We start from the raw sequence: 26,008 nt of genomic DNA on the forward strand, positions 1-26,008 counted from the left end.
AAGCTGAAATAGATAGAATTGCTCAAACAACAGAATTCAATACTCAAAACCTTTTCTCAAATGGGACAAGTGTTACATTCCAAGTAGGAGCAAATGCAGGACAAACTATTTCAGTTGCATTTGGACAAATGACAGCAGAAGCTCTAAGTGTTAGTGGTGTTTCAGTTAACGATGATGATACTGCAAAATCTGCAATCAGCACAATTAATGCTGCAATAGTAAAAGTATCAAGTCAAAGATCAGCATTAGGTGCAGTACAAAATAGATTAGAGCATACAATAGCAAACTTAGATAATGCATCAGAAAACTTAACAGCAGCAGAAAGTAGAATAAGAGATGTAAATATGGCTAAGGAAATGTCAACTTACTCAAAAGAAAATATTCTACAACAAGCAGCTCAGGCGATGTTAGCTCAAGCTAATCAATTACCACAAAATGTTCTTCAATTATTAAGATAGTAGATATTAAAAAAATAAAAGAAGCTTAGAAAAGGTAAACTCATTTATTTGAGTTTACCTTTTTTGTTCAAGAAATCTGTATTTATTACGATAATTATTTATGTGTTGTTATAGAGTATTAAGGAGTGACGAAAATGAAGCTAAGTGTAGCTATGATTGTAAAAAATGAAGAAAACAATTTAGACAGAACGTTAAAAGCTTTAATGGATTTAAATAAAAAATTGGATCTAGAAATAATTATTGTTGATACTGGAAGTACAGATAAAACAATGGATATTGCAAGAAAATATACAGATAAGTTATATGAACATAAATGGTCTGGAAACTTCTCGGAAATGAGAAATATAAGTTTAAGCTATTGTAGTGGCGATTGGGTTTTAGTATTAGATGCAGATGAAGTTTTAGAAGATCCAGATAAATTAATAGAGTTTTTATATTCTGATAAAGGGGAATTATTTAATTCAGCTACAATAAGAATAAGAAATTATGATAAGGATGATGATAAGTATACTAATGAAGCATCGCTTATAAGATTATTTAGAAATAGTAAAGGCTTAAAATATACAGGAAAGGTTCATGAACAACCAGTATATAAAAAGCCACTAGCAAATAGTGAAGTATCTTTTAAACATTATGGATATAGTGCGGATGATTATGAACTTATGAATTATAAGTTTGAAAGAAATAAAGAACTATTAGAAGATGAATTAAAAACAGCTAAAGGTGATTATAAAATATATGTTCTGTTCCAATTAAGTAAAACATATTCTATGGCTAATAAGAATGATACGGCATTAAAATATATTAAAAAAGCATATGATCTTGAGAAAAAGAGAAAAGATAAAGATACTATACATAGTTTTGTATATCATTGGTATGCGTCTGTACTTTTTAATAGAAAAGAATATGAAAAGACTATAAAGATTTGTAAGGAATTTGAAGAGTATTGTGATGATAACTTAGATTTATTTTATATGATGGCAATAAGTTATTCCTGCAGAGAAGATTTTAAAGCAGCTTATAAATATTATGACAAATATTTTTGCTTGAGAGAAAAAAGACTAGATGGAGAGTTAAATAGAGATTTAAGCTTAACAGAAGGTTCACTTAAAAGTTATGATAAAATGATATCTAATATAATCATATGCTATTATAAAGAGAAAAAATATGATAAAGCTATAAGCGAATTTAAAAAGAATAGTAAGGAAGTTAAATTTGGTAATGATATTGAGGCTTTATATGTATTTTGCTGTATGGTTACAAAAAGATTATCAAAAGTAATAGATTTTTATAAAGATAAAAAAATTAGAGATGAAGATGTTGAAAGCGTTATTATGAATTTTAACAACATTGATACTTATGAATATGTACAAGATATAAAAGAAGTTGAAAAAGTTTTATCTGAAATTGATGAAAGAGTAAAGATATATTTTGATTGTGTTAAAAACAGCTGTTATAAGGATGCTGATAAAATAGATTATTCTATTATGTATGAATGGAAATGTAGTATTTTAGAAAGAGCTATAGTAAATGACTCTAAAAATATTGAATTAATTAAAGATAATACGAATGAAGTTATAAAAGCTTATATTGAGAAAGTTTGTAATAATTTTGAGTGTCTTGAAGTTGTATATAATTATACTAAGGAGAAATTTTTGTCTACTGAAATAAAAGATTTGAATTTTGTATGCAATATAGAAAATGTATTGATGTTTAATGGATCTATTTCAAAGGACAAATTTGAAGATTTAGTATTTAGAGTTTTAGCTAATAAATCATTATATAGAAGTTTTGTATATAATATAGAACAAATAGGTGAAATTAATTTAAGATTAGTATTAGATTCATATGATAGAGTATGCTATGATATAGAAAAAGAGATAAAATCATATTCTAAAGATAGACTAAGCTATGTGAAAAAACTTAGAAGCATAATGGAAGATAGCAAGGCTTATACAAAAGTTATAAAAACATTTATAAGTAAAGTTACAGATAATCCAATAAGTGAAGAAATGATTAGAGAAAAAGAAAATATATTTAACATAATAGAAAATATGATTTCTAATAATAATATAAATGCTGCTGAAGATTTATTGATTAATCTTGAAGAGGTTTTTAAATTTGATGGAAAAATATATAATTATAAAGGAGTTATATATTTTATAAAACAAGATTATACTAATGCTTTAGAAAACTTATCATTAGCTGCAATTTTAATGGAAGATAAGTTTGATTCACTGTTTAATATAGCTTGTGTAATGGAAAATATGAAGAGGATTAATGATGCTAAAAAATTCTATGAATTATCATATAAGTGTTGTGGTGATGATAGTATGAAAGAACAAATAAATGAAATTTTACAAAGCCTAAATTAGAATGATATATAATTATAATTTGTATTAAGTTTAGTTATAAAGATTCTTTATAGAAAAGTTATTAGGATGTTTGGATTATGGCTAGTATAGCCTGTATTAATTAAATTAAAATTATTATTTGAAAGCTGTTAGCAAATGCTGACAGCTTTTTGGTTGTTAGAAGGAAGTGTAAAAGATGTTATGATAATTCATATGGTTCTTGTTGAAGCATCAGGAAGAGTTGGATTAGATGATCTTTTGGAGACTTTCTTTGCAATATAAATTAAAGCTTATTCTGATTTTTTAATTAAAGAAGGAAAACCAAGTGTAGTTATAATAACTCATGTCCCAGCAAGTACATATTTGTGGTATGAGTCATTAAAGGTTATGGGCCTTGATAAAGAAGTTCATATAATATACTGGGCACTGGGATTATGACCTTATACCTAGTATGGAATAGGTTTTGATAAATTGTTAAGTTTTGCTAATAACTATATAGCTATATCTAAAGAGGTGTATAATTAAAGTATAGAAAATTATGTTGCATCTGCTAAAGAGTTTAAAAAGCAAAAAAGTATATAATAAGTTTAAAAAAGCAATAGAAAAATATATTTAGCAATTTAGAGGAATTTAAAAGGTGTAGAAGAATAATTATAACAGAGCAAATGAATTTCAAAATTCAAATATGATGATAAATTTATTTTTTTTTGTTTGGTATAAAAAGGATTTAATTCAAAATTTAGTGCTCTATAAAGAATGAGTACAACTAGACGATAATAATAAAAAGAGTAGGAGGAAATATATATGAGATTATGCCATAATATGAATTCTTTGAGTTTATATAATAAATATAAAAAGAATTTAAGTGTATCACAAAGTACATTAAATAAAATAACTTCAGGAGTAAAGATAAATTCAGCAAAGGATAATCCAGATAAAATAGGGCAGTCAGAAGCTATGAGAATAAAGATAAAAAGTATGCAAACTGCTCAAAAAAATATGCAAGATGGATCATCTATGCTACAAGTGGCAGATGGTGCACTGCAACAAGTTAATAATATGCTTTCTAGATTGAAAGAGTTAGCTGTTAGTGCTGCTGATGATACTAAAACAGAGGGTGACAAAAAAATTATTCAAGAAGAGGCAAAACAAATATTATCAGGTATAAATGATATAGCTTCCAATACTGAATTTAATGGAATTAAGCTTATAGGAAAGGAAACTGTTATTGATAATAAAAAGCCAGAGTATCAGATAGCAACAACAGGAGCTGAAGTTGGAGATAATATGAAGGTTCCTATATATAATATCAATACTGGTTTTATTGAAGATGAAGACGGAAATAGATTGTGCGATATTGATTTAGTCAATAATCCAAGTCAAGCCATTGGTGTTGTAAGTGCATCTATAAATATTGTAAATGAAATTAGATCAGTATATGGAGCTATTAATAATAAGTTTGATTCTTCTTATGAGAGACTTCAAAGTAGTACTGATATAGCTGAAAATGCAAGTAGTAAGTTAACAGATGCAGATATTGCTGAGGAAATGGTTAACTATTCTAAAACACAAATATTATATGAAGCACAAATTGCATTGATTGCTCAAAGCAATAGATTTCCAATGGATGCCTTGAAAGTTTTGGATAAATTATAAAAGTTATGAAGTAATAGCTAAAAACTATAGTTATGGTTTTAAAAGTTATTACTTTTTCTTTTTGAATAAAAATATTCAGACTTTATAAAAAACATAATTTTAGATATGGAAAAATGTGACGTAATAGATTATAATAATCTTATGTAAGTATAAAGGATGAGACATTATATTACAAAAAACAACAATTATAAAATTAAAAAATTAAAGTGGTTTGAGAATATAGGAGGTGTATTATGGCGATAAGTATTGCGGGAAATGACAACAATTCTTATGGATTGATTAAGGAAGGGTTACAAGCAGCTAATACAAGAACAAAAGTTATAGCGAATAATATGGCCAATGTTAATACGGCTAATTATAAAAGGTTTAGTGTAGTATTTGAAGATAACTTAAATGGTAATAATAGTTCAGGGTTAGCTTTAAAAAGAACAAATACTGGGCACATAACTAAGGGTAACATGGATGGGAATATTTCGGTTGTTAGAGATGCTAATAGAAGCATGAAAGAAGATGGAAATAACGTTGATTTAGATGTAGAAAAAGTTGAACAAGCTGCTAATACATTAAAATATAATGCTTTAATTACCCAGGCTAATACGAAACTAAGTAATATAAGATATATAATAAGTGGAGGAAATTAGGATGAGTAGTTTTAATGCAATGAGAATTAGTGCAAGTGGATTGTCAGCAGAAAGACTTAGAATGGATACAGTAACTTCTAATATGGCTAATGCATCTACTACAAGAACTGAAAATGGTGGGCCATATACTAGAAAGGTAGCAGTATTTAAAGAAGTGTTAGATTCTGCAGGTAAATTAAATGGGGTACAAGCAGTGGCAATAAAGGATGATAAGTCTGACTATAGAACAGAATATGATCCTACAAACCCAGATGCTAATGAAGAAGGATATGTGGTGTATCCTAATGTGAATATATTAAATGAAATGGCGGATATGATAGCTGCAACAAGAGCTTATGAAGCTAATGCAGATACATTGGATGCAAACAAAAGTATGTTTATGAAGGCATTGGAAATTGGTAAATAGGAGATGAATTTATGAGAGTTAATAATTATGTTCCAAGTGAGAAAATATTTGAAGTTGATGGTGCTTCAAATAATGGGACGAAAAGTAATGGGATAAAAAGTTTTTCCGAAACTTTAACAAAGGCACTTGATGAAGTAAATGATACACAAATTAAAGCTGATGAAGCTACTAATGCTTTTGTCAGTGGACAAGATATGGAAATTAGTGACGTTATGCTTGCAGCAGAAGAAGGAAAATTAACATTACAATTTGCTGTTCAAGTTAGAAATAAGCTAGTAGACGCATATAAGGAATTATCAAATATTCAGATATAAGGTAAGGAGTGCTATAGATGAAAAAGCTTTCGGAATTTTTTAAAAAGCTTTGGACAAAGTTTAAATCCTTTAGTAGAAAAATAAGGATTGCAATTATTGTAGCAATAGTAGCGGTGTTAATTGCACTTGTAACAACAATAGTGTTATCTACATCGAAAAATTATGAGGTTTTATTTTCAAATTTAGATTCTACGGATGCAAATACAATAATATCAAAGTTAAGTGAAGAACAGATAAGTTATAAAGTCGAAGGAGATTCTATTTTAGTACCAAGTGAAGATAGAGATAAGCTAAGATTAGAATTATCATCAGACTTAACAGGAAGTACCGGCTACGAACTTATGGATAATAGTAAGTCTTTGGGAATGACAGATGAAGAATTTTCAATTATGAAAATTAGAATGGTTCAAGGTGAACTAGAAAAATCAATAAAGAGTCTTGATGCAGTAGAGTCTGCAAGAGTTCATATAACAGAAGCAGAAAATTCAGTTTTTGTAAAAAATGCAACAGAAGGTTCAGCTGCTGTAATTCTTAAATTGAAACCAGGAAAAACACTAACAAAGGAACAGGTTAAATCTATAGTGGCAATGGTTTCAGCAGCAACTGAAGATATACCAGAACAAAATGTTCAAGTTATTGATAGCAATATGAATTTATTAAGTGATGGATTAAACCTTGGTGATTCAGGAGATGGAACAGTAAGTTCAGATTCAATTCAATCAAATAAACAGTTAGAGACTCAAAGCGAAGAAAAGTATGCTAATGCTATTGTAAGTCTACTAGAACCAGTGGTTGGAAAAGGAAAGGTATCAGCAGTTGTTAATGTGGATATGGATTTTGATTCTAAGAAGACAACTACAACAACAATTGATCCAAATAAGGTGATAGTTAGTCAACAAACAAGCAAGGAACAAAGTACATCATCTGATGGAGCAACAGATAGTGGAAGTACTGTAGATAACAACTTAAGTAATACAATAATAAAGGATGATGGTAAAGTAACAAGCAGTAAAGAGGAACAAACAACTAATTATGATTCTGGAAAATCAGAATCAACAATTATTAGTAGTCCTGGAGAAATCAAAAGAATGACTGCTTCAATATTTATAGATGATGGGGCATTACCAGCGGATACTAGAGATCAACTTGAAAAATCAGTTGCATCTGCAATTGGTATAGATACAACAAGAGGTGATGAAATATCATTAGTTGGAATGGCATTTGATACAACAGCATCAGATGAAGCTAAGGCACAAGTTGATGAATTTAATGCTCAAATAGCAAGCCAAAAGAGAAATAAAATGATTATGTGGGGAGCTATTGCAGGAGTTATAGTTTTAGCAATAGTTGCAGGAATAATTATTTTTGCTAGAAGAAGAAAAGAAGATGATGATGAGGATGAAGAATTAGAAAATAGTTTAGATGTAGTAATTGATGATACTACACAATACAAGCCAATTGAGCTAGATATAGAAAATCCTCAAACACAAATAGAAAATGAAATTAAGAACTATGCAAAAGAGAAGCCAGATCAAGTTGCAGATATTGTTAAGTCATGGCTAGCGGAAAATGAGAGGTGATAAAGCTTGACTAGGGAAAATGTAAAGTTAACAGGAATTCAAAAAGCAGCAGTTTTATTCATAACCTTGGGACCAGATGCATCATCTGCTATATTAAAGAAATTACCTGAATCGGAAATACAAAAAATAACTTATGAAATAGCTAACATTACATCTGTCAATTCAGAACAGAGAGAAAGCATATTAAATGAGTTTTTGGAAATGAATAAAGCTAGAGATTATATACTTGAGGGAGGAATGGACTATGCAAGAGAACTTTTATCTAAAGCTTTAGGTACACAAAGAGCATCAGAAATACTTGAAAAAGTTTCTGAAGCTACTCAACAATATAGACCATTTGCCATAGCAAGAAAGGCTGATGCTCATCAGCTTCTAAATGTAATTGCATATGAGCACCCTCAAACTATTGCTTTAATTTTATGTTATCTTCCTCCTGATAAGGCTGCTCAAGTGGTAGCTGAGCTTCCTGAGGAGAAACAAAGTGAAGTGGCTTTTAGAATTGCTACAATGAAAGATACTTCACCAATGGTTATAAAGGAAATAGAAAAAGTTTTAGAAAGTAAATTATCTTCAGTAGTAAGAACTGAAATGACTTCCTTAGGTGGAGTAGAAACATTAGTAGATATATTAAATCAAGTTGATAGAACTACTGAAAAGAATATTACAGAGAGTCTTGAAAGAGAAGATGCTGAACTTGCAGATAGAATTAAGAGCTCTATGTTTGTATTTGAAGATATTCTTACTCTTGATGATGCATCAATTCAAAGAATTCTTAGAGAAGTTGAAGCTAAGGAACTTGCTCTTGCACTTAAGGGATGTTCTGATGAGGTTGGTGAAGCTATTTTCAGAAACCAATCAAAGAGAGCTGCAGCTTCATTAAAAGAAGATATGGAATTCTTAGGACCAGTAAGATTAATGGATGTAGAAAAAGCACAACAAGATATTGTTTCTATAATTAGAAGATTAGACGATGCTGGAGAAATAATTATTTCAAGAGGTGGAGAAGATGCAATCATCTTATAGTCTTGTAAAAAAGAATTATGTATTAGATGGAAATGAAAAGACTATTACTACTGAATATACAGTACCTAATATTATGGAGCTTAGTGAGGATAGATTATCTAAAGATGATTTAGAAAAGAGAAGATATCTTTCTAGCTATGAAAATATAGGTAAAAATATAATAGCTGATGCACAAAAAGAAAGTGAAAGAATAAAATTAGAAGCGCTAAAAAATGCAGAGAAAGTAGAAAAAAGTGCTTATGAAAAAGGATATTCACAAGGTGTAAAAAATGGATATGAAGATGGTAAAAATGAAGCTATCCAAAGTGTTATACCTAAGGCAGAGGCGGAAGCTAAAAATATAAAAAATAAAGCTTTAGCTATGCTTACAAATGCAGAAGCTGATTATGAAAAATATATGCAGGATAAAAGTGATGAAATTATTAATTTAGCATTTAATATTGCAAGAAAGATACTGAATAGGGAAGTTCTAAAAGACGATGGAGTAAATAGTATGATAGAAGAAGCCTTTCAGCAGTCTAGAGGCGAAAGTAATTTTGTCATAATGTGTAATGAGGTTCATATAGATAGTATAAAAACTAGAATAGAAGGATGGAAGAAAAAATACGGTATTCTCGGGGAAATATTTGTTATAGAAGATAATGACTTAGAACCAGGCAATATATGTGTTGAAAAACCATCAGGAAAAGTTGAGGTCGGAATTGATATAGGCCTTGCAAAATTAGAAGAAGCTATTTTTGGGTAGAAGTGAGTGAGAGATTATTGAATATAAATTTTGATGAAGTAAATAGTAAAATACAGAAAACTACATCTATATATGTTGAAGGAAAAGTTAGTAAAGTTATAGGGTTAACTATTGAGGTTGAAGGTATTAAAGCCTTTGTAGGTGAACTTTGTAAAATTTATAATGAGAGTAATGAACCAATAAATTGTGAAGTAGTTGGATTTAGAGATAAAAATGTTTTGCTAATGCCATTAGATGAAGTAAATGGTATTTCAGAAGGATGCAAAGTCATACCTCAAAGAAGACCTTTAGATGTAAATTGTTCAGATGATCTTTTGGGAAAGGTTTTAGATGGACTAGGCAATCCATATGATGATATTAAAATTAAGGGACATATGAGATATGCTTTAGACAATGATCCACCTGATCCTTTAAGAAGAAAGAGAATTAAAGACATAATGCCTACGGGGATAAGAGCAGTTGATGGATTTTTGACTGTAGGCGAAGGTCAAAGAATAGGTATTTTTGCAGGTAGTGGTGTTGGTAAAAGTACAACTTTAGGTATGATTGCAAGAGAAGCAGATGCAGATGTAAATGTAATAAGTCTAATAGGAGAAAGAGGTAGAGAGGTTCTTGAGTTCATCGAAAAGGATTTAGGACCGGAAGGTATGAAAAAGTCAGTAGTTGTATGCGCAACTTCTGATAAGCCAGCCTTAATAAGACTTAAAGGAGCATTAACTGCTACTGCTATAGCAGAGTATTTTAGAGATCAAGGAAAGAAAGTAATTTTAATGATGGACTCTGTTACAAGATTTGCAATGGCTCAAAGAGAGGTAGGACTAGCTATAGGTGAGCCACCTGCAACAAAGGGATATACATCTTCAGTATTTGCAAAGCTTCCAAGATTAATGGAAAGAGCAGGTACATCAGATAAAGGTTCAATAACAGCCTTTTACACAGTTTTAGTTGATGGTGATGATTTTAATGAACCAATAGCAGATGCTGTTAGAGGTATTTTAGATGGACATATAGTATTATCTAGATCATTAGCACATAAGAATCATTATCCAGCCATTGATATATTAAATAGTGTAAGTAGACTTATGTCTCAAATAGCATCAGATGAGCATAAAAAGGCCGCTTCTTATGCAAGAGACTTACTTGCAACTTATAAGGATGCAGAAGATATGATAAATATAGGTGCATATGTAAGAGGAAGCAGTAAAAAAATAGATACTGCTATAAATTACAATGAACCAATAAATAATTTTTTGAAACAAGGTATAGATGAAAAATCTGTTTTTGATGACAGCATAAATACATTGATTTCAATGTTTGGGAAATAGACGAGGATATAAAATATGGGAAAAGGGTATAAATTCAGCTTACAGAAAGTTTTAGAATTAAGAGAAGAAAAGGAAGAAGAGAGTAAAAGATTATTTTCTGAAAGTCAAAGTAATAAACTGAAAGCAGAAAATGAACTTAATTCACTAAAAAATCAATATGAAAATTATAAAGGGATTAAACCTGGAGAAGATGTCGTATATCAAAAAGTAAAAAGACGTTATCTATTTGCACTTCAAGGAGGAATAAAAGAAAAAGAAAAAGAGTTAAAAGCTCGTGAAAGAGAACTTGAAGTAAGAAGAAGAGATCTTAAGAAAAAACAGATAGATAGAAAAACTGTTGAGACACTTAAAGAAAAACAGTATGCAAATTTTGTTAAGGAACAAGAAAGAATAGAACAAAATAATCTTGATGAATTTGCACTTTATGCATATATGAGAAATTTGAAAGGGGGTGAATAAAAATGATAAGTATGGTATCTAATGTTCAATCAATAGCCGATGTACAAGCAGTTGAATCTAAGCAAAATAATTTATCAATTAAAAAGTCTAAGAATGATGATAGCATGAATATTGTCTCTAAGGATTCTGTAGACGATTATAATAAGAAGAATCCTAAAACTTCAAATGATTCTAATGTCTTTGGTGATACTCTAAAAAAAGTTAGCTATAAGTATAATAATAAAACTGATAGCAAAGTGGATGTAAGTAGTAAAAAGAAAAATATAAAAGAAGTTAAAAATGATGATGAAGAATTAGAAGAAAAAATAGAGAAGTTAAGTACCGATGATATTATGCAACTTCTAAAGATGATTACACAATTATTAAATAAAGATAATAATATTAGTTCTGAAGAAATGAATAAATTTACTGAATTACTTGGAATAAATTTTGATGAATTTTTAAATTCAAACTTAATTAATAATAATGTTTCGGAAAATTTAGCAAAGTCAGATGACATATTTAGTAACTTGTTAAGTGCTTTAGAAGCTGTTAATGAAAATGATGAGATAAATGCTGGTGATTTAAAACTTATAAAGGAGTTAGTAAATGAAGCAGCAGAAAGACTTAATGATAATTCAGAGCAAGGGAAGGTTTTAGCACCTATTCAAAATAAGTTAGATGAATTATTAAATTCTACTGATAAAAAAGGTGAAGAACTTAGTCTTGAAAATAGCAGTTTAAATAATGTTTATAAAAATATTGCTGATGAGAATTCTGGTAATGCTAATGAAAAGTCAGGAGATTCAAATGATTCAAAAGACAATAAAGTATTAGAATCTATCCTTAATGATGATAAAAACTCAGTACCTGTGTTTACTACAAATACTATAGTTAATAATGTAAATGGTACAGTTACAGAAGTAAAAGAAGTAGTGAATGCTAATAGCATAGCAAAGGATATTATTCAAGATGTTAAATATATGTCTTCTAATGATGTAAGAGAAATGATAGTTAAAGTAAACCCAGGTAATCTAGGAGAAATAACTATTAGATTAGTAGAAGAAGATGGAGCAATGAAGCTTCATATGAAAGCAACATCTAAGGAAACATATGGTTTATTAGTTCAACAATCTTCAGATATTAAGAATCAGTTAAGTGAGCAAAACATCAAGATTCATGATGTAAATATATCTTTATATGAAGAAGATACAACTTTCTTTAAAGATGGTGAATTTTCAAATTCATTTGACAGACAGAATGAAAGTAAAGGAAATAGAAGAAACTTTATGAGTAATGGAATTATTACTGAAGATGAAGAGTCAGAAGATGATATGTATGATTTAAATTCATTAAACTTATTGGTATAGGAGGGCTAAAATGGCAACAACTAATTTAACAATTAAAGATTACTCAGGTATGGCAGCAACTGATAAAGGGACTAAGATTACTAAATCAGGAGATACTCTTGATAAAAATTCATTTTTAACTATATTAGCTGCTGAACTTGCAAATCAAGATCCAACACAGGATGTTGATTCAACTCAATATGTATCACAGCTTGCACAATTCTCAGCACTTGAACAGATGCAAAACCTTAATCAAACTATGACAGATAACTCTAATAGAGATTTAGTTGGTAAAGGTATAACTGTAAGCAATACTGATGCAAATAATAATCAGATAACAGGTATATGTTATGCAGTAAACAAGCTTGGTTCATCAACTACAATTACATTATTAGTTAATGAAGATGGAACTAATACTTACAAAGATTTTGATATAGATAATGTTGTAAGTGTTGTTAAGGTAGATGATTATTCTATTCCACCATTAACAAGTATTAATGGAACAACTTCGTTTTTACTAGCTTCTTCTTTTATGAATAAGGAAGTAGAACTATCTGAAGTAGATACTAATAAAAATCCGATAAAAGGAACTGTAGTTGGAGTTGTTAAAGAAAATGGAGAAGTAAAAGTTAATGTTAAAACAAAAGATGGAGAAGTTAAATCTTATAGCTACAATACAGTAGTTAAAGTAGGGGAAATGGTAAAATAATGAGAAAAATAAAAAAAATGGTGAAACTTGTAATAAGAGATAGGTGAGATAAATATGGGCTATAGAATAATTAATGGACGAGCTTATACAGTTGGAAATATAGGGGGAGTTCAGAATTTTTCAACATCTAAAAATATGAGTTCTACAAATGGAAGTAGTTTTAAAGATGTATTAAATAAAACATTAGATAAAAATAGCGGGTATATTTTATCAAAACATGCTGCAGAAAGAATAAACGAAATAGGATTTTCTGAAAATGATATGGAAAATATAGAAAAAGGTTTTAAGTTAGCAGAAGAAAAGGGTGCTAAAAACTCAGTGATGGTATACAAAAATGTAGCACTAATTGCAAGTATTGAGAACAAAACAGTAATAACAGCAGTAGATAAAGACAGAGCAGAAAGTAATGTGTTTACAAATATAGATAGTGTTGTTTTACTATAGGGCTGGACCTAAATGAAGGAAAGCCCAAATCTGCTGAATGACAGAAGTAGATAATTATGAAATTTATGGAGGTCAAAAATTATGTTAAGATCAATGTATTCAGGAATAAGTGGAATGAAGGTAAACCAAACAAAGCTTGATGTTATAGGTAACAATATAGCAAATGTTAATACAACAAGTTTTAAATCTTCAAGAGCAACTTTTTCAGATTTATTAAGTCAAAGCTCATCAAGTGCTCAAGCTGGTTCAACAACTAAAGGTGGAATTAATGGAAAGCAAGTAGGACTTGGAGTTCAGCTTTCAAGTATAGATAGAATAATGACTCAAGGGTCAATGCAATCAACATCAAGAAATCTAGATTTAGGACTTGATGGAAATGGATATTTTATGGTAAGTACAGGTCCAGTAATAAGTGGAGATGGTGCAATAGAAGTAAGTCAAAAAGCTGGTTCACATGCAATTAATGAAACTTCTTTATCTGCATCAGGAGCTTCAATAAGCTATACAAGAGATGGTTCTTTCACTTTAGATAATGAAGGAAATCTTTTAACTACTGATGGATATAGAGTTTTAGGTTATTCATTAACTAACGATGATAATAGTCAAGCAGCTACTGCTAAATCACCAGCTGATGGAGTTAAATTAGGAGGATTAAATTTCTCATTTAGCGCAGGAACTCAGTTAAATGGAGTTACAATTCAATTAGGAACAATAGGTTCTGGAACACCAACTTCAGCATCTTTATCTGGTACAGGTAATAATAAGATATTAACAATTAATGGAGATTTTTCAACAACAAGTACATTAGGAGCTGACCAAATTAAAAAAGCAATAAATGCAGAATTACTAGCAAAGGGTATTTCTCAATCAGTAAATGTATCAGGAACAATTCCTAAAATAAGTGATATAGAATCAAAGGCTTTTGAAGGCGGAACAGATGCAACAGCTCCAGGTTCAGTATCAGTTCTAGGATATAATATAAACTTTACTGAAACAGCTGCAGCTAATAAGAAAACAATAAGAGTTGGTAACTTATCAACAGCAGATCCAAGTGGCTTAACTCAGGTTGGTGGAGTAAAGGCTAGTGTAATTGGAGATGATATATTCCTATATGGTAACTTTATGGATGGAAGTATTACAGGTGATGCCATTGCAGAAGCAATAAATAAAGCTGCAATTGATGCTAAAATATCAGATACAGATATTGTTGAAAATGTTACAGGAAAGGTATCATCAGATATAACAGGACTTAAAAAATCTACTCCAGATTTTACTTTGGCAAAAACAGTTACTGCTGCAGGTTCAGTAATGGGTTGTCAAGTTGTTGTTGATGATTATGGAGCAAAATTAAATAATATGCTATTAAAATTTGAAGACTCAAAGGGAGCAAAAAATATTAATGTTAGCTCTGCAAATGGAATGATAACAATTAGCGGAGATTTTGATACTATGGATATAAATAGTATTAATGAGGCAATTAAGAAGAGAGCTGATGAGGACGGAGATATTCTACACTTCCATTTAACAGGAACATTTAGTAAGGATTCTTCAGATAAGTCTGTACAATTTAATAATGATGGTATTAATTCTAGCGTTCCTTATATAAATATAGCTGGGTTACAAATAAACTTCCCAAGTACTGGAGATATAGCTAAGAGTGCTGATGCCGCTGATATAGAAAAGACACTTAAAGGATTAAAGTTTAAAATTGGTGAAACAAGTAAAACAGGTGATCCAACTGTAAGGTTTGACGATGCTTCAAATTCAGTAATAATTAATGGAAATTTCTTTAGTAGTGGAGCAGTAGATGTTACAGCCTTACAAAATGCACTTAATAATGAATTAAGTGGAAAGATTGGGGGATTAAATTTTACTGTTGGTTCTTCAGCAAATCAATCATTAACTAATTTAAAGTCAGATAAAATCACAGGTGGTACTGATTTTAAACAAGCAAGTGCTGAGTCAGGTTTAGGATTAAAGTTTACACCACAAGGAAAAACAGGAGCTACATTAAATGGATATACAATTCAAGTAGGTACAGCTTCTCCAGGAACACCATTAACAGCTAAAGTTGATACAAAGTCAAAGGTAATTACTATCAATGGTGATTTTGTAACAGCTGGTGCAGTCACTGCTGAAGATGTTAGTGATGTATTAAATAAGCAATTGACAAATACATTTGGTTCAGATGTTTCTGTAAAGGTTGAAGAAAGCAGTCAAGGCTCACTTTTAAATTTAAGTGGTCAAACAGAAGCTAATAAAAAGGTTGAAGGTGGTACTTCAGTTCAAAGTATAGCAGAAGATGGAACTATTAATTATGTAAGTGCTTCAACAGATGTATATTCATATGATGGTTCATTAAAGACTTTAAAAATTCCTGAAAAAGTAAGATCTGCTGATGGAATAGAAGTTGCAGTTAAATCTTATTCAATATCTTCAAAGGGTATAATAACAGCAACATTAGATGACGGAACAATTGCAGCTCTTGGACAAATAGCATTAGCAAGTTTCTCAAATCCAGCAGGTTTAGTTAGCGATGGAGGAAATCTTTATAGTGTATCACCTAACTCAGGAAATGCTACAGTAATGAGTGGTATAGGAACAACAGGTGATGATAACAGTGCAGCTTATGCAGATATGTTATCAGGTTACTTAGAAATGTCTAATGTAGATTTAGCTGAACAATTTACAGATATGATTACTACAACTAAGGCATTCCAAGGTGCGGCTAAGATGATTACTACAGGTGATGATATATTAACTGAAATAATTAACTTAAAGAGATAAAAATAAGATAAATTGAAATTTATGAGTTATAAGATGTACAGGATTGTAAAATTAATCCTGTACACTTAATAAATAAAAGACTATAGTGTAAGGGGGATTATTATGATAGAAGTAACAGGAATGAATAATAAGGAGTTCATTCTTAATGCTGAGCATATTGAAAAAGTAGAGGAAGTTCCTGAAACACTCATAACATTAACTAATGGAAAGAAATACCTGGTTCTTGAAAGTATCGATGAAGTAAAAGATGAAGTTATAAGATACAAGAAAAGAATTTTTAGTGGTAGGTTTTAGGAGGCAGTAAAATGAAAAAAACGGATGCTTTAACGGCAATAGGACTATTAGCTGGAGTTCTTTTACTAGGAGTAAGTATGGCAACTGGTGATGGAGGTATAAAGATATTCTGGAGTGCTTCTTCAATTGCTATAACAATTGGAGGGTCCCTAGCAGCAGTTTGTATGACTTATCCTATGGATACCTTCAAAAAATTTGGGACGTTAATAGGACAAGCATTTAAAGAAGAACAAAATTCTACTAAGGAAGTTATTACTCAGTTTGCAGATTTATCTAAAAAGGCAAGAAGAGAAGGGTTACTATCTCTTGAAGATGAGATAAATCAATTAGAGGATAAGTTTTTAAAGAAAGGTCTTCAAATGGTTGTAGATGGTATAGAACCTGAAACAATAAAGGAAATATTAGATCTTGAAATTCAAGCAATGGATGAAAGACACTCAAAGGGTGCTGGTATGTTTACTACTTGGGGAGGATATGCACCAGGTTTTGGTATGTTAGGTACACTTATAGGGTTAATTCAGATGCTTCAAAATCTTTCAGATGCATCAACTATTGCTAGTGGTATGGGTACAGCCTTAATTACTACTTTCTATGGTTCATTATTAGCTAACCTTTTTGCTAATCCAATAGGAGCAAACTTGGCTAAAAAGAATGAACAAGAAATTGGTATGAAGGAAATGATGGTTGAAGGTATTTTAGCAATTCAATCTGGTGTAAATCCAAGAATTGTTGAAGAAAAGTTAATTACTTATTTAGAACCAGCTGAAAGACTTAAATACCTAGAAAGTAATTCTGAAAACAGTGAAGGAGTTGCATAATCTATGGCAAGAAAGAAGAAGAAAGCTGAAGAAGGTGGAGCAACTTGGCTTGATACCTATGCAGATACAGTAACACTACTTATGACATTTTTCGTTTTACTATATTCAATGTCTACATTAGATGAAGCTAAACTTCAACAAATTTCAGCTGCATTTAATGAAGTAATGTCAGGAAAAGCAGCTGATTCAATACTACAGTATAATTTATATGATGGAGAAGTTCCTTTAGTTGGAGGAGAATCTAAAGTAGAATCTAGTGAAGAGTCAAAAGTAATAGATGCTGCTGAAAAAACATATGAAGAAGTTAAGGAATTTGTTGAAAAGAATAATCTTTCAGATGGTATAAAAGTAATACCAAATGAAGATGGAGTCAATCTTCAATTAAAGGATAGTGTACTTTTTGAAACAGGAAAAGCTGAATTAAAGGATAATTCTAAAGCTATTCTTGATCAAATAAGCTACTTACTTGCAAATCTGCCTAATAATATTGAAGTTGAGGGGCATACAGATAATGTGCCTATAAATACATCAGAATATAAATCTAACTGGGAACTATCTACTAATAGAGCAACAAGCGTTGTTAGATATTTTATAGAAGCCAAGCATTTAAATGCAGCTAGATTTTCAGCGGCAGGATATGGAGAGTATCAACCGTTAGTACCTAATACGTCAGATGAAAATAGAGCACAAAATAGAAGGGTAAATATATTAATTCGTGCAGATAAAGAATAACTATGGAATAAATTAAGGAAATAAACTAAGGAGAAATTTTATAATGGGAAAAAATAAACAAAAAGATGAAGCACAAGAGAATTCAGGGAAAAAGAAGGGTGAATTTATAATCTTAGCAGTACTTATACTTGTAGTAGTAGGAGTAGGTACCGTCGGAGGTGTATATATGTATATGCAGAAGAATGGAAATAAAGAAGTTAAAATTGAACCAATAGATTATCCGTTATTAAGTAATACAACATTAAATTTAAGCGGCGCAGGTGGAAGAAGTTATTTAAAAACTTCATTAACTTTATCTTATGATTCGGCAAATGAAGATTTACTTGCAGAATTAGATAAGAAAAAAATAAATCTTCAAGATGCATCTCTTTGGTATTTAAAATCAAAGACAGCAGATGATTTTAGCGTTAGTAAAGAATATGAGCTAAAGCAAGGATTAATTGATACACTTAATAATATTCTAGAGAATGGAACAATATTAGATGTTTATTTAGTAGGTGAAGATGGTACTGGCTTTGTAGTTCAGAAAGTGTAAAATGGGTTTTTATGATATAATTAAGTTTGTAGTTTCTTTGATTATAATTGTGTGCTTAATGGGGGTAACCTTTAAGTATTTAGGAAAAGGAATGAAAGTAACTACAGGCGGTAAATATATAAAAATTATTGAAAAAACTCAATTATCTAAGGATAGTTTTATTGTAGTATTACGAATTGGAAATGAAGGTATGGTCATGTTAACTTCGTCGGGACATACAGAAAAACTTAAAGATATAACAAAAGAAGAAATTGAAGAAATTGAAAGTAAAAAACAACAATCACTTGATGAAATGAGCAAGGTTTATGAGAAAATTTTAAGTTCTTCAAAGGAAAAAGTTAATTTACTTATGAGCAAAATAAAATTAAAGGAAGATCGTGATGAAGAAGAGAAATAATTGGATATTAATGTTTCTGTTTTCCATTATTATAGTTGGAATTAGCGGCGTAGTAGCAAATGCAGCACCTACAACTGTTGATTTACCTAGTGTTAATATAGATGTAGGAGGATCAGGAACTTCAAATGATTATGTTTCAAATATAAAACTATTAATATTTTTCACAGTTTTGAGTTTACTGCCATCTATAATTATAATGGTAACTTCATTTACAAGAATAGTAGTGGTTTTTTCATTCTTAAAAACTGCACTTGGAGCTGCTCAATCAATTCCGAGTCAAATTTTAACCGGACTAGCTATATTCTTAACTTTATTCATTATGCAGCCGGTATATAGTCAAATAAATGAGAATGCGATTAAACCGTATTTGAACAATACTATTACTCAAGAAGAAGCTATTGAACAAGGTGGAAAACCTCTTAGAGAATTTTTATTATTACAAACTAGACAAAAAGATTTAGAATTATTTGTAGAGTTGTCAGGAGAAGATACAAGTGAAATGACAGAACAAGATGTTCCATTTTACATATTAGTACCTGCATTTGCAATTAGTGAATTAAAAACAGCATTTTCAATTGGTTTCCTATTATACCTTCCATTTATTCTTATTGATATAGTAGTAGGTAGTGTACTAATGTCTATGGGAATGATGATGTTACCACCAGCAATGGTTTCACTTCCATTTAAATTATTATTATTTGTAATGGTTGATGGATGGCATTTATTAGTAAAATCACTGGTGATGAGTTTTAGTTAGAGGTGAGAGGTTATGAGTGAAAGTTTAGTAATAGGAATAGTTAAGGAAGGTGTAGTGACAGCAGTAAAAGTTTCTGCACCAATACTTGCTACAGCTATGGTTATAGGACTTTTAATAAGTATATTACAAGCTACAACACAAATACAGGAACAAACATTAACATTTGTACCTAAGGTTTTAGGTGCTGCTGTCATTGGGATTCTTTTGGGAAATTGGATGTTACATAATTTAATGAGTTTTACAGAAAGAATATTTGAACTCATTATAAAAATTTCAACATAGGAGGTAGTGCAGTATGGTGGATACAGCCTACTTTCTTGCATTATTTTTAGTGTTTTTGAGATTGTCAACATTCTTTTTATTAGTAGGAATATTTTATCCTAAAGGAACACCTAATGTTTTTAAAGTTGCTTTAGCTATGATAATTGCATATTTTATTACTTCAACTATCGATAGTTCAGTAATTTTATCTATTGATAGCAATTATTCATTAGCAATGTCTATAATTAATGAAGTTATGACTGGAGCTGTTTTAGGGGTTATAATTAATTTACTATTTAATGTGGTTAAAGCAGCAGGTGGATTTATGGATATGCAATTAGGACTTTCCATGATGAATATGGTAGATCCTAATTCAAATACTCAATCAACATTATTAGGAACAATGTCTTATTATATTGCAGCAGTAATGTTTTTTGTTGCAAATGGACATCATATACTTATAAAATGTTTAACTGCAAGTTTTAATATTGTTAAAGTGGGACAGTCAATAGTATTTACAGATAATTTTTATATAATGCTTCAAGGCTTTATAAAATTTTTTATTATAGGTGTAAGGATTGCATTACCAATTATGTTGATTGCTGTAATAACAGATTTGACTATGTCATTAATATCTAGAAGTGTTCCAACTATCAATGTTATGATATTAGGAATGCCTGTAAGGATTGTAGTTGGATTAATAAGTTTTACAGTATTTTTACCTATACTTGTAAAGTTATTTCTTTCAGCAGTAAACATGATTCCAGATATGTTAGAGACTATTTTAAAAAGTCTTCCTGCAGCTTCGTTATTTATTGTTTTTGCAGATGATGGAGATAAGACAGAAGAAGCAACACCAAAGAGAAAAGCTGATGCGAAGAAAAAAGGACAAGTTCCTAGAAGTAAAGATGTAGGTCTTGCCTTAACAATGCTTACATGTACAATTGTTATATTAGCTTTTAGTACTTATATAGTAGGAAATATGAAGAGCTATATGTTAGAAACGTTACAGCATGGAATGTATGGTGATATCAGTATTAGTGATCTTGGTCCTATATTTAAAGAGATAATTATTCAAAGTTTAACATGTGTACTGCCTGTAACTGTACCTATTATGATTGCTGGAATAACAGCTAGTTTAATGCAGACTGGCTTTATACTTACAGGAGAGGGTCTTAAACCTTCACTTGGAAAACTAAATCCTATAAATGGATTCAAGAATATGTTTTCTAAAAGAAGTGCTGCAGATCTTTTAAAAAATGTGGCGGTTGTAAGCATCTTGACATATATAGGGTACAATTATGTAAAGGATAATTATAACTCCATATTACAAATATCGAATTCTTACTTACCTTCTTTAGGGGAGAATATAAAAAAAATTATACTGGGAATATTCAGTCGTATTTCGCTTATTTTAGTAGTAATTGCTGTTTTGGATTACTTTGTACAATATAAATTTAATCAAAAGGACATGAGAATGAGTAAACAGGAAATAAAGGAAGAGTATAAGCAGATGGAAGGGGACCCTAAAATTAAAGGTAAGATTAAGCAAAAGCAAAGAGAAATGGCTACAAGACGAATGATGGCTGAGGTGCCAGATGCAACGGTTGTTATAACAAACCCAACCCATTTGGCAATAGCTCTTAAGTATGAAGAAGGAGTCACAGGAGCTCCAAAAGTTGTAGCAAAAGGTGCAGATTTAATTGCTTTAAAGATAAAAGAAATAGCAAAAGAAAATGATGTACCTATAATTGAAAATAAGCCTCTAGCTAGAATGATGTTTAAAGAGGTTGAATTGGACCAAGAGATACCACAAGACATGTATGAGGCAGTGGCAGAAATATTAGCTATGGTATATAAACTTAAAAATTAATAAATAAATGTGTAGTATTGTGAAGGATGGGATTAATTTGGCAACTGATAATAAAAAGTTTGATATTAAAAATAATCTTGATATAGTAGTTGCTTTTGCTGTAATTGGAATTATTTTAATGATTATTATTCCATTACCTAAAGCGCTGCTTGATGTATTATTGGCATTAAATATGACATTAGCTATAGTAATAATACTTATTACTATGTTTACAACAAATGTCTTACAATTATCTATATTTCCTACGTTGCTACTTATTACAACACTTTTTAGATTAGCACTTAATGTATCTTCGACTAGATTAATATTAACGGAAGCAGATGCAGGAAAAATAATTACTGCCTTTGGTGATTTCGTTGTTAAGGGAAATTATGTAGTTGGTATAATTATATTTTTGATTATTGTTATTATTCAATTTATAGTTATTACAAATGGTGCAGGAAGAGTTGCAGAAGTATCAGCAAGATTTACATTAGATGCAATGCCAGGTAAACAGATGAGTATAGATGCAGATCTTAACTCAGGAATTATAGATGAAGCTACTGCAAAAGAAAGAAGAGCAGATCTTCAATCAGAAGCAGATTTTTATGGAGCTATGGATGGTGCATCTAAGTTCGTTAAAGGGGATGCCATTGCTGGTTTAATAATAACGGCAATTAATATTATTGCAGGTATAGTTATTGGTGTTATGATGCGTGGTATGGATGCTGCTACAGCTGCTCAGACCTATACAAAGCTTACTGTAGGTGATGGTTTAGTTGGGCAGATTCCTGCTTTACTAATTTCAACTGCATCAGGTATTATTGTTACTAGATCAGGTAATAAAGATAACTTTGGTAAGACATTAGCAAATCAATTAACTTCATTCCCAGTGGCATGTGGTATAGCAAGTGTTATTATGTTCTTATTAGCTTTAATACCAAGTATGCCAAAGCTTCCCTTTCTTTTAGCATCAGCAGCAACAGGGTCATTAGCTTACTTATTAAATAAAGAAGAAAAGAATAAGAAAAAACTTGAAGCTGTTATGGAAGAGAATGAAGCTATTGAGGTAGAACGTACAGAACCTGAAAATGTTATGAATTTAATTTCAGTAGAGCCTATGGAAGTTGAAATTGGATATGGATTAATTCCTCTTGCTGATGAAACTAATGGAGGGGATTTACTTCAAAGAATTGCTTCCGTAAGAAGACAGTGTGCAATTTCAATGGGTATAGTAGTTCAACCTATTAGAATTAGAGATAATCTTCAATTGAAGACAAATGAATATGTTATAAAGATAAGAGGAACAGTAGTTGCTTCAGCTGAACTTATGGCAAATATGCTTTTATGTATGGATCCAACTGGTGAAAATTCAGATATGAGAGGAATAAGAACTATAGAACCTACATTTAAGCTTCCAGCAGTTTGGATAAATAAAGATCAAAGAGAAGAAGCAGAAATTAAGGGATTAACAGTAGTTGATCCAACAACTGTTATGGTTACACACTTAACTGAAACTATTAAGGATCATTCATATGAATTACTTGGAAGACAAGAAGTTAAGTTAATAGTAGATAGTACAAGAGAAAAATATAGTGCTGTTGTTGATGAATTAATTCCTGATTTAATGACAATTGGGGAATTACAAAAGGTTTTACAAAACCTATTAAGAGAAAAGGTTCCAATAAAAGATATGGTAACTATTATGGAATCTTTAGCAGATAACTCAAGAAATACAAAGGACATAGAATTGTTAACTGAATATGTTAGATTTGCACTAGGAAGAACTATCTGTAATCAAATCATAAATGAAGAGAGAGCAATAACTGTTATAACTTTAGATCCTAATATAGAAGAACTTATTGCATCTAACATACAAAAATCAATGCAGGGTTCATTCCCAGCAATTGATCCTGATACAACAACACGTATATTTAGAAGTTTACAAAATGTTACTGAATCAGTTAATTTCTTTAACAATCAACCAGTAGTATTAGTATCTCCAAATATAAGATGTGTATTTAGAAAATTAATTGAAATGGCATTTCCACATGTGATGGTAATATCATTAAATGAAGTACCTAATGATGTTGAAATAAGAACTGAAGGAGTTGTATCAATATAAAATGGTAATTAAGAAGTATACAGCAAATAATATGAATGAAGCTCTTACTAGAATTAGATATGAACTTGGAAAAAATGCAGTTATTATTAGTCAAAGAAAAGTTAGAAAGCCAGGTATTGCTGGCTTCTTTTCGGGAAAGATGATAGAGGTTACTGCAGCCGTTGAAAATTTATCTATGAATAATCAAAAGCCGAGTATAAGAAAAGAAGAAAATTCTGATTCTTTAAATAGCTCAATAGAAAATTTGAAAAAGATTATGTCTAAAGCACAAAGTAGTAGTGAGCCTAAGATTAGTATAAATAAAGATAGTAGTACTAATTCAAATATGGTTCATCTTGAAAATGAGATGAATGAAATGAAAAAATTATTAAATGATGTAGTTAATAATACTAAAAAAGATAATGCTGAAGATAAAATACTAACTTTATTGAAAGAATTAGATATTGATTTAGAATTTTATGATGAAATAAAAAAAAGGACTGAAGGTGAAGATCCTAATATTGCCTTGAAAAAAATAGTTTTTGATGATATAAATATTATAAATACTAAGCTAAAAGGAAAAGTAGTATTAGTTGGACCTACTGGAGTAGGAAAAACTACAACTATTGCAAAGCTTGCTGGAAAGTTATCTTTAATTGATAAAAAGAAGGTAGGTTTAATTACAGTAGATACTTATAGAATAGGTGCTGTAGAACAGCTTAAAACATATGCAGAAATTATGAATATTCCCTTTAAAGTTGTAATAACTCTTAAGGAAATGGAAGCAGCTGTTAAGTCTATGGAAGATTGTGATGTTGTTTTAATAGATACTACAGGAAGAAGTAGTAAGAATTCTATGCAGATTTCAGAACTTAGAGCTTTTATAGAAAAAGCAGAGCCAGATTGTGTAAGTCTAGTAGTTAGTGCAATAACAAAAAATAAGGATATAAATATTATCTTAAAAGGATATAAAGAACTGAATTATAATGATATAATAGTAACTAAGTTAGATGAAACTTCTGTTTACGGAGCGCTTTATAATATTGAAAAGTTATCTAATAAGCCTATTAGATATATTACAACAGGACAAAATGTTCCAGATGATATTAGAAATCCAAATAAAGATGAAATTGTTAGGTTTATCTTTGGGGAGGAATCATTATGCTAGATCAAGCAGAAAGATTAAGAAAGTTAGTTAATGGTGAAGAAAGTATAGAAAACACTAGTAAGAAAACCAAAATAATTACTGTTACTTCAGGTAAAGGCGGAGTAGGGAAAAGTAATTTTGTAGTTAATCTAGCAATAATTCTCCAAAGAAGGGGAAAAAGGGTGTTAATATTTGATGCCGATATAGGAATGGGAAATGATGATGTCTTAATGGGGGTTTTTCCACAGTTTAATATTTTTGATGTACTTAAAGGAAGAGAAATTGAGGAAATAATAATTGAAGGACCAGAGGGAGTTAAGTTGCTTCCTGGAGGTTCAGGATTAAATCAAGTTGAAGACCTTCAAGATAGTGAAAGAGAGATTTTTTTAAGAAAATTAGAAAATTTAAATGAGTTTGACTATATTATAATGGATACAGGTGCTGGAATTAATAGAAGTGTACTAGCTTTTATTTCTTGTTCTGAAGAAGTAATAGTAGTAACTACACCAGAACCAACATCATTGACTGATGCTTATAGTTTGATTAAAGCTACCGATCATTTTAAAATTAAAGATAAAGCTAAGGTTATAGTGAATAAAACTTTTACAGAAGCAGAAGGAATAGAGACATTTAACAAATTTGAGAGAGCAGTAAATAAGTTTTTATCACTAAGAGTAGAGTATTTAGGAAATATAGCCGATGATAGAAAACTAGTGCAAGGAGTAAGGCAACAAATTCCGCTGGTTGTTGCATATCCACATTCAGAAGCTGCAAGGTCTATGGAGGTTATAGCTGATAAAATTTTGGGAGATAAATCAGAAAGTAAAATAGGAGCTCAAGGATTGTTTAAAAAGTTATTTAATCTCTTTTCTTAGGGAGGAA

At 30.2% G+C, this 26,008-nt stretch carries 26 protein-coding genes; all 26 read left to right on the forward strand.

Features of this window, described 5'->3' with window-relative positions; translation table 11 throughout:
* A partial coding sequence (locus BM384_RS00905) for a flagellin (RefSeq protein ID WP_278280883.1) occupies window positions 1-458 on the forward strand: 458 nt, incomplete at its 5' end.
* A gap of 134 nt (window positions 459-592) precedes the next feature.
* Window positions 593-2,833: a tetratricopeptide repeat-containing glycosyltransferase family 2 protein gene (locus tag BM384_RS00910; RefSeq protein ID WP_090009724.1), complete on the forward strand. Its 2,241-nt coding sequence runs from the start codon at window positions 593-595 to the stop codon at window positions 2,831-2,833.
* A 783-nt stretch (window positions 2,834-3,616) separates the two neighbouring features.
* Window positions 3,617-4,468: a flagellin gene (locus BM384_RS00915; RefSeq protein WP_090009728.1), complete on the forward strand. Its 852-nt coding sequence runs from the start codon at window positions 3,617-3,619 to the stop codon at window positions 4,466-4,468.
* Between the two features lie 233 nt (window positions 4,469-4,701).
* The gene (gene flgB / locus BM384_RS00920) at window positions 4,702-5,109 is read left to right on the forward strand and encodes a flagellar basal body rod protein FlgB (RefSeq protein ID WP_090009731.1); all 408 of its coding nucleotides are present in this window, start codon (window positions 4,702-4,704) and stop codon (window positions 5,107-5,109) included.
* 1 nt (window position 5,110) lies between these two features.
* A complete protein-coding gene (gene flgC / locus BM384_RS00925; protein ID WP_090009734.1) occupies window positions 5,111-5,515 on the forward strand; it encodes a flagellar basal body rod protein FlgC in 405 nt (134 codons plus the stop codon).
* Between the two features lie 11 nt (window positions 5,516-5,526).
* A complete protein-coding gene (gene fliE, locus BM384_RS00930; protein WP_090009737.1) occupies window positions 5,527-5,829 on the forward strand; it encodes a flagellar hook-basal body complex protein FliE in 303 nt (100 codons plus the stop codon).
* Window positions 5,830-5,846: 17 nt separating this feature from the next.
* Window positions 5,847-7,409 (forward strand): flagellar basal-body MS-ring/collar protein FliF, encoded by a 1,563-nt coding sequence (fliF, locus tag BM384_RS00935; RefSeq protein ID WP_090009740.1) that lies wholly within the window; start codon window positions 5,847-5,849, stop codon window positions 7,407-7,409.
* A gap of 6 nt (window positions 7,410-7,415) precedes the next feature.
* The gene (gene fliG / locus BM384_RS00940; RefSeq protein WP_090009743.1) at window positions 7,416-8,432 is read left to right on the forward strand and encodes a flagellar motor switch protein FliG; all 1,017 of its coding nucleotides are present in this window, start codon (window positions 7,416-7,418) and stop codon (window positions 8,430-8,432) included.
* Window positions 8,416-9,177 (forward strand): FliH/SctL family protein, encoded by a 762-nt coding sequence (locus BM384_RS00945; protein WP_090009747.1) that lies wholly within the window; start codon window positions 8,416-8,418, stop codon window positions 9,175-9,177. The genes fliG and BM384_RS00945 overlap by 17 nt, the downstream gene beginning before the upstream one ends.
* 2 nt (window positions 9,178-9,179) lie before the next feature.
* Window positions 9,180-10,502, forward strand: coding sequence for a flagellar protein export ATPase FliI (gene fliI / locus BM384_RS00950; RefSeq protein ID WP_090009750.1), 1,323 nt, complete (start codon window positions 9,180-9,182; stop codon window positions 10,500-10,502).
* Between the two features lie 15 nt (window positions 10,503-10,517).
* Entirely contained in the window at window positions 10,518-10,961 is a 444-nt protein-coding gene (gene fliJ / locus BM384_RS00955) for a flagellar export protein FliJ (RefSeq protein ID WP_090009753.1), read from the forward strand.
* Window positions 10,962-10,963: 2 nt separating this feature from the next.
* Window positions 10,964-12,310, forward strand: coding sequence for a flagellar hook-length control protein FliK (locus BM384_RS00960; protein WP_090009757.1), 1,347 nt, complete (start codon window positions 10,964-10,966; stop codon window positions 12,308-12,310).
* Between the two features lie 10 nt (window positions 12,311-12,320).
* Window positions 12,321-12,998 (forward strand): flagellar hook assembly protein FlgD, encoded by a 678-nt coding sequence (locus tag BM384_RS00965; protein WP_090009760.1) that lies wholly within the window; start codon window positions 12,321-12,323, stop codon window positions 12,996-12,998.
* 54 nt (window positions 12,999-13,052) lie between these two features.
* Entirely contained in the window at window positions 13,053-13,442 is a 390-nt protein-coding gene (locus BM384_RS00970) for a TIGR02530 family flagellar biosynthesis protein (RefSeq protein WP_090009763.1), read from the forward strand.
* 81 nt (window positions 13,443-13,523) lie between these two features.
* Window positions 13,524-16,229 carry a flagellar hook-basal body complex protein gene (locus tag BM384_RS00975; RefSeq protein ID WP_090009766.1) on the forward strand — a complete coding sequence of 902 codons (2,706 nt, stop codon included), beginning with the start codon at window positions 13,524-13,526 and terminating at the stop codon, window positions 16,227-16,229.
* Between the two features lie 102 nt (window positions 16,230-16,331).
* Window positions 16,332-16,523 (forward strand): flagellar FlbD family protein, encoded by a 192-nt coding sequence (locus BM384_RS00980; RefSeq protein ID WP_090009768.1) that lies wholly within the window; start codon window positions 16,332-16,334, stop codon window positions 16,521-16,523.
* An 11-nt stretch (window positions 16,524-16,534) separates the two neighbouring features.
* Window positions 16,535-17,341 (forward strand): motility protein A, encoded by an 807-nt coding sequence (locus BM384_RS00985; RefSeq protein WP_090009771.1) that lies wholly within the window; start codon window positions 16,535-16,537, stop codon window positions 17,339-17,341.
* Between the two features lie 3 nt (window positions 17,342-17,344).
* Entirely contained in the window at window positions 17,345-18,073 is a 729-nt protein-coding gene (locus tag BM384_RS00990; RefSeq protein ID WP_090009774.1) for an OmpA family protein, read from the forward strand.
* Window positions 18,074-18,116: 43 nt separating this feature from the next.
* Entirely contained in the window at window positions 18,117-18,608 is a 492-nt protein-coding gene (locus BM384_RS00995; protein ID WP_090009777.1) for a flagellar basal body-associated FliL family protein, read from the forward strand.
* 1 nt (window position 18,609) lies between these two features.
* Window positions 18,610-19,005 (forward strand): flagellar biosynthetic protein FliO, encoded by a 396-nt coding sequence (locus tag BM384_RS01000; protein ID WP_090009780.1) that lies wholly within the window; start codon window positions 18,610-18,612, stop codon window positions 19,003-19,005.
* Window positions 18,989-19,762: a flagellar type III secretion system pore protein FliP gene (fliP, locus tag BM384_RS01005; RefSeq protein WP_090009783.1), complete on the forward strand. Its 774-nt coding sequence runs from the start codon at window positions 18,989-18,991 to the stop codon at window positions 19,760-19,762. The genes BM384_RS01000 and fliP overlap by 17 nt, the downstream gene beginning before the upstream one ends.
* Before the next feature lie 12 nt (window positions 19,763-19,774).
* Window positions 19,775-20,044 carry a flagellar biosynthesis protein FliQ gene (fliQ, locus tag BM384_RS01010; RefSeq protein ID WP_090009785.1) on the forward strand — a complete coding sequence of 90 codons (270 nt, stop codon included), beginning with the start codon at window positions 19,775-19,777 and terminating at the stop codon, window positions 20,042-20,044.
* A 13-nt stretch (window positions 20,045-20,057) separates the two neighbouring features.
* A complete protein-coding gene (locus BM384_RS01015; RefSeq protein WP_090009787.1) occupies window positions 20,058-21,896 on the forward strand; it encodes a fused FliR family export protein/FlhB family type III secretion system protein in 1,839 nt (612 codons plus the stop codon).
* A 37-nt stretch (window positions 21,897-21,933) separates the two neighbouring features.
* The gene (gene flhA, locus BM384_RS01020; protein WP_090009790.1) at window positions 21,934-24,000 is read left to right on the forward strand and encodes a flagellar biosynthesis protein FlhA; all 2,067 of its coding nucleotides are present in this window, start codon (window positions 21,934-21,936) and stop codon (window positions 23,998-24,000) included.
* Window position 24,001: 1 nt separating this feature from the next.
* A complete protein-coding gene (gene flhF / locus BM384_RS01025; protein WP_090009793.1) occupies window positions 24,002-25,147 on the forward strand; it encodes a flagellar biosynthesis GTPase FlhF in 1,146 nt (381 codons plus the stop codon).
* Window positions 25,141-26,001, forward strand: coding sequence for a MinD/ParA family protein (locus BM384_RS01030; RefSeq protein ID WP_090009795.1), 861 nt, complete (start codon window positions 25,141-25,143; stop codon window positions 25,999-26,001). The genes flhF and BM384_RS01030 overlap by 7 nt, the downstream gene beginning before the upstream one ends.
* The last annotated feature ends 7 nt before the right edge of the window (window positions 26,002-26,008 follow it).

This window comes from Clostridium sp. DSM 8431, from assembly GCF_900116755.1.
In the GTDB taxonomy this organism is placed as follows: Bacteria; Bacillota; Clostridia; order Clostridiales; family Clostridiaceae; genus Clostridium.

Bases quoted from the DNA above. Each gene is read 5' to 3' on its own strand.
- BM384_RS00945 (WP_090009747.1), top strand. From the start codon at position 8,416: ATGCAATCATCTTATAGTCTTGTAAAAAAGAATTATGTATTAGATGGA.
- fliQ (WP_090009785.1), top strand. From the start codon at position 19,775: ATGAGTGAAAGTTTAGTAATAGGAATAGTTAAGGAAGGTGTAGTGACA.
- BM384_RS00970 (WP_090009763.1), top strand. From the start codon at position 13,053: ATGGGCTATAGAATAATTAATGGACGAGCTTATACAGTTGGAAATATA.
- BM384_RS01000 (WP_090009780.1), top strand. From the start codon at position 18,610: ATGGGTTTTTATGATATAATTAAGTTTGTAGTTTCTTTGATTATAATT.
- BM384_RS00975 (WP_090009766.1), top strand. From the start codon at position 13,524: ATGTTAAGATCAATGTATTCAGGAATAAGTGGAATGAAGGTAAACCAA.
- fliJ (WP_090009753.1), top strand. From the start codon at position 10,518: ATGGGAAAAGGGTATAAATTCAGCTTACAGAAAGTTTTAGAATTAAGA.
- BM384_RS00910 (WP_090009724.1), top strand. From the start codon at position 593: ATGAAGCTAAGTGTAGCTATGATTGTAAAAAATGAAGAAAACAATTTA.
- BM384_RS00980 (WP_090009768.1), top strand. From the start codon at position 16,332: ATGATAGAAGTAACAGGAATGAATAATAAGGAGTTCATTCTTAATGCT.
- BM384_RS01030 (WP_090009795.1), top strand. From the start codon at position 25,141: ATGCTAGATCAAGCAGAAAGATTAAGAAAGTTAGTTAATGGTGAAGAA.
- flgC (WP_090009734.1), top strand. From the start codon at position 5,111: ATGAGTAGTTTTAATGCAATGAGAATTAGTGCAAGTGGATTGTCAGCA.
- flhF (WP_090009793.1), top strand. From the start codon at position 24,002: ATGGTAATTAAGAAGTATACAGCAAATAATATGAATGAAGCTCTTACT.
- BM384_RS00995 (WP_090009777.1), top strand. From the start codon at position 18,117: ATGGGAAAAAATAAACAAAAAGATGAAGCACAAGAGAATTCAGGGAAA.
- BM384_RS00990 (WP_090009774.1), top strand. From the start codon at position 17,345: ATGGCAAGAAAGAAGAAGAAAGCTGAAGAAGGTGGAGCAACTTGGCTT.
- fliE (WP_090009737.1), top strand. From the start codon at position 5,527: ATGAGAGTTAATAATTATGTTCCAAGTGAGAAAATATTTGAAGTTGAT.
- BM384_RS00965 (WP_090009760.1), top strand. From the start codon at position 12,321: ATGGCAACAACTAATTTAACAATTAAAGATTACTCAGGTATGGCAGCA.
- BM384_RS01015 (WP_090009787.1), top strand. From the start codon at position 20,058: ATGGTGGATACAGCCTACTTTCTTGCATTATTTTTAGTGTTTTTGAGA.
- fliP (WP_090009783.1), top strand. From the start codon at position 18,989: ATGAAGAAGAGAAATAATTGGATATTAATGTTTCTGTTTTCCATTATT.
- flgB (WP_090009731.1), top strand. From the start codon at position 4,702: ATGGCGATAAGTATTGCGGGAAATGACAACAATTCTTATGGATTGATT.
- BM384_RS00960 (WP_090009757.1), top strand. From the start codon at position 10,964: ATGATAAGTATGGTATCTAATGTTCAATCAATAGCCGATGTACAAGCA.
- BM384_RS00915 (WP_090009728.1), top strand. From the start codon at position 3,617: ATGAGATTATGCCATAATATGAATTCTTTGAGTTTATATAATAAATAT.
- BM384_RS00985 (WP_090009771.1), top strand. From the start codon at position 16,535: ATGAAAAAAACGGATGCTTTAACGGCAATAGGACTATTAGCTGGAGTT.
- fliF (WP_090009740.1), top strand. From the start codon at position 5,847: ATGAAAAAGCTTTCGGAATTTTTTAAAAAGCTTTGGACAAAGTTTAAA.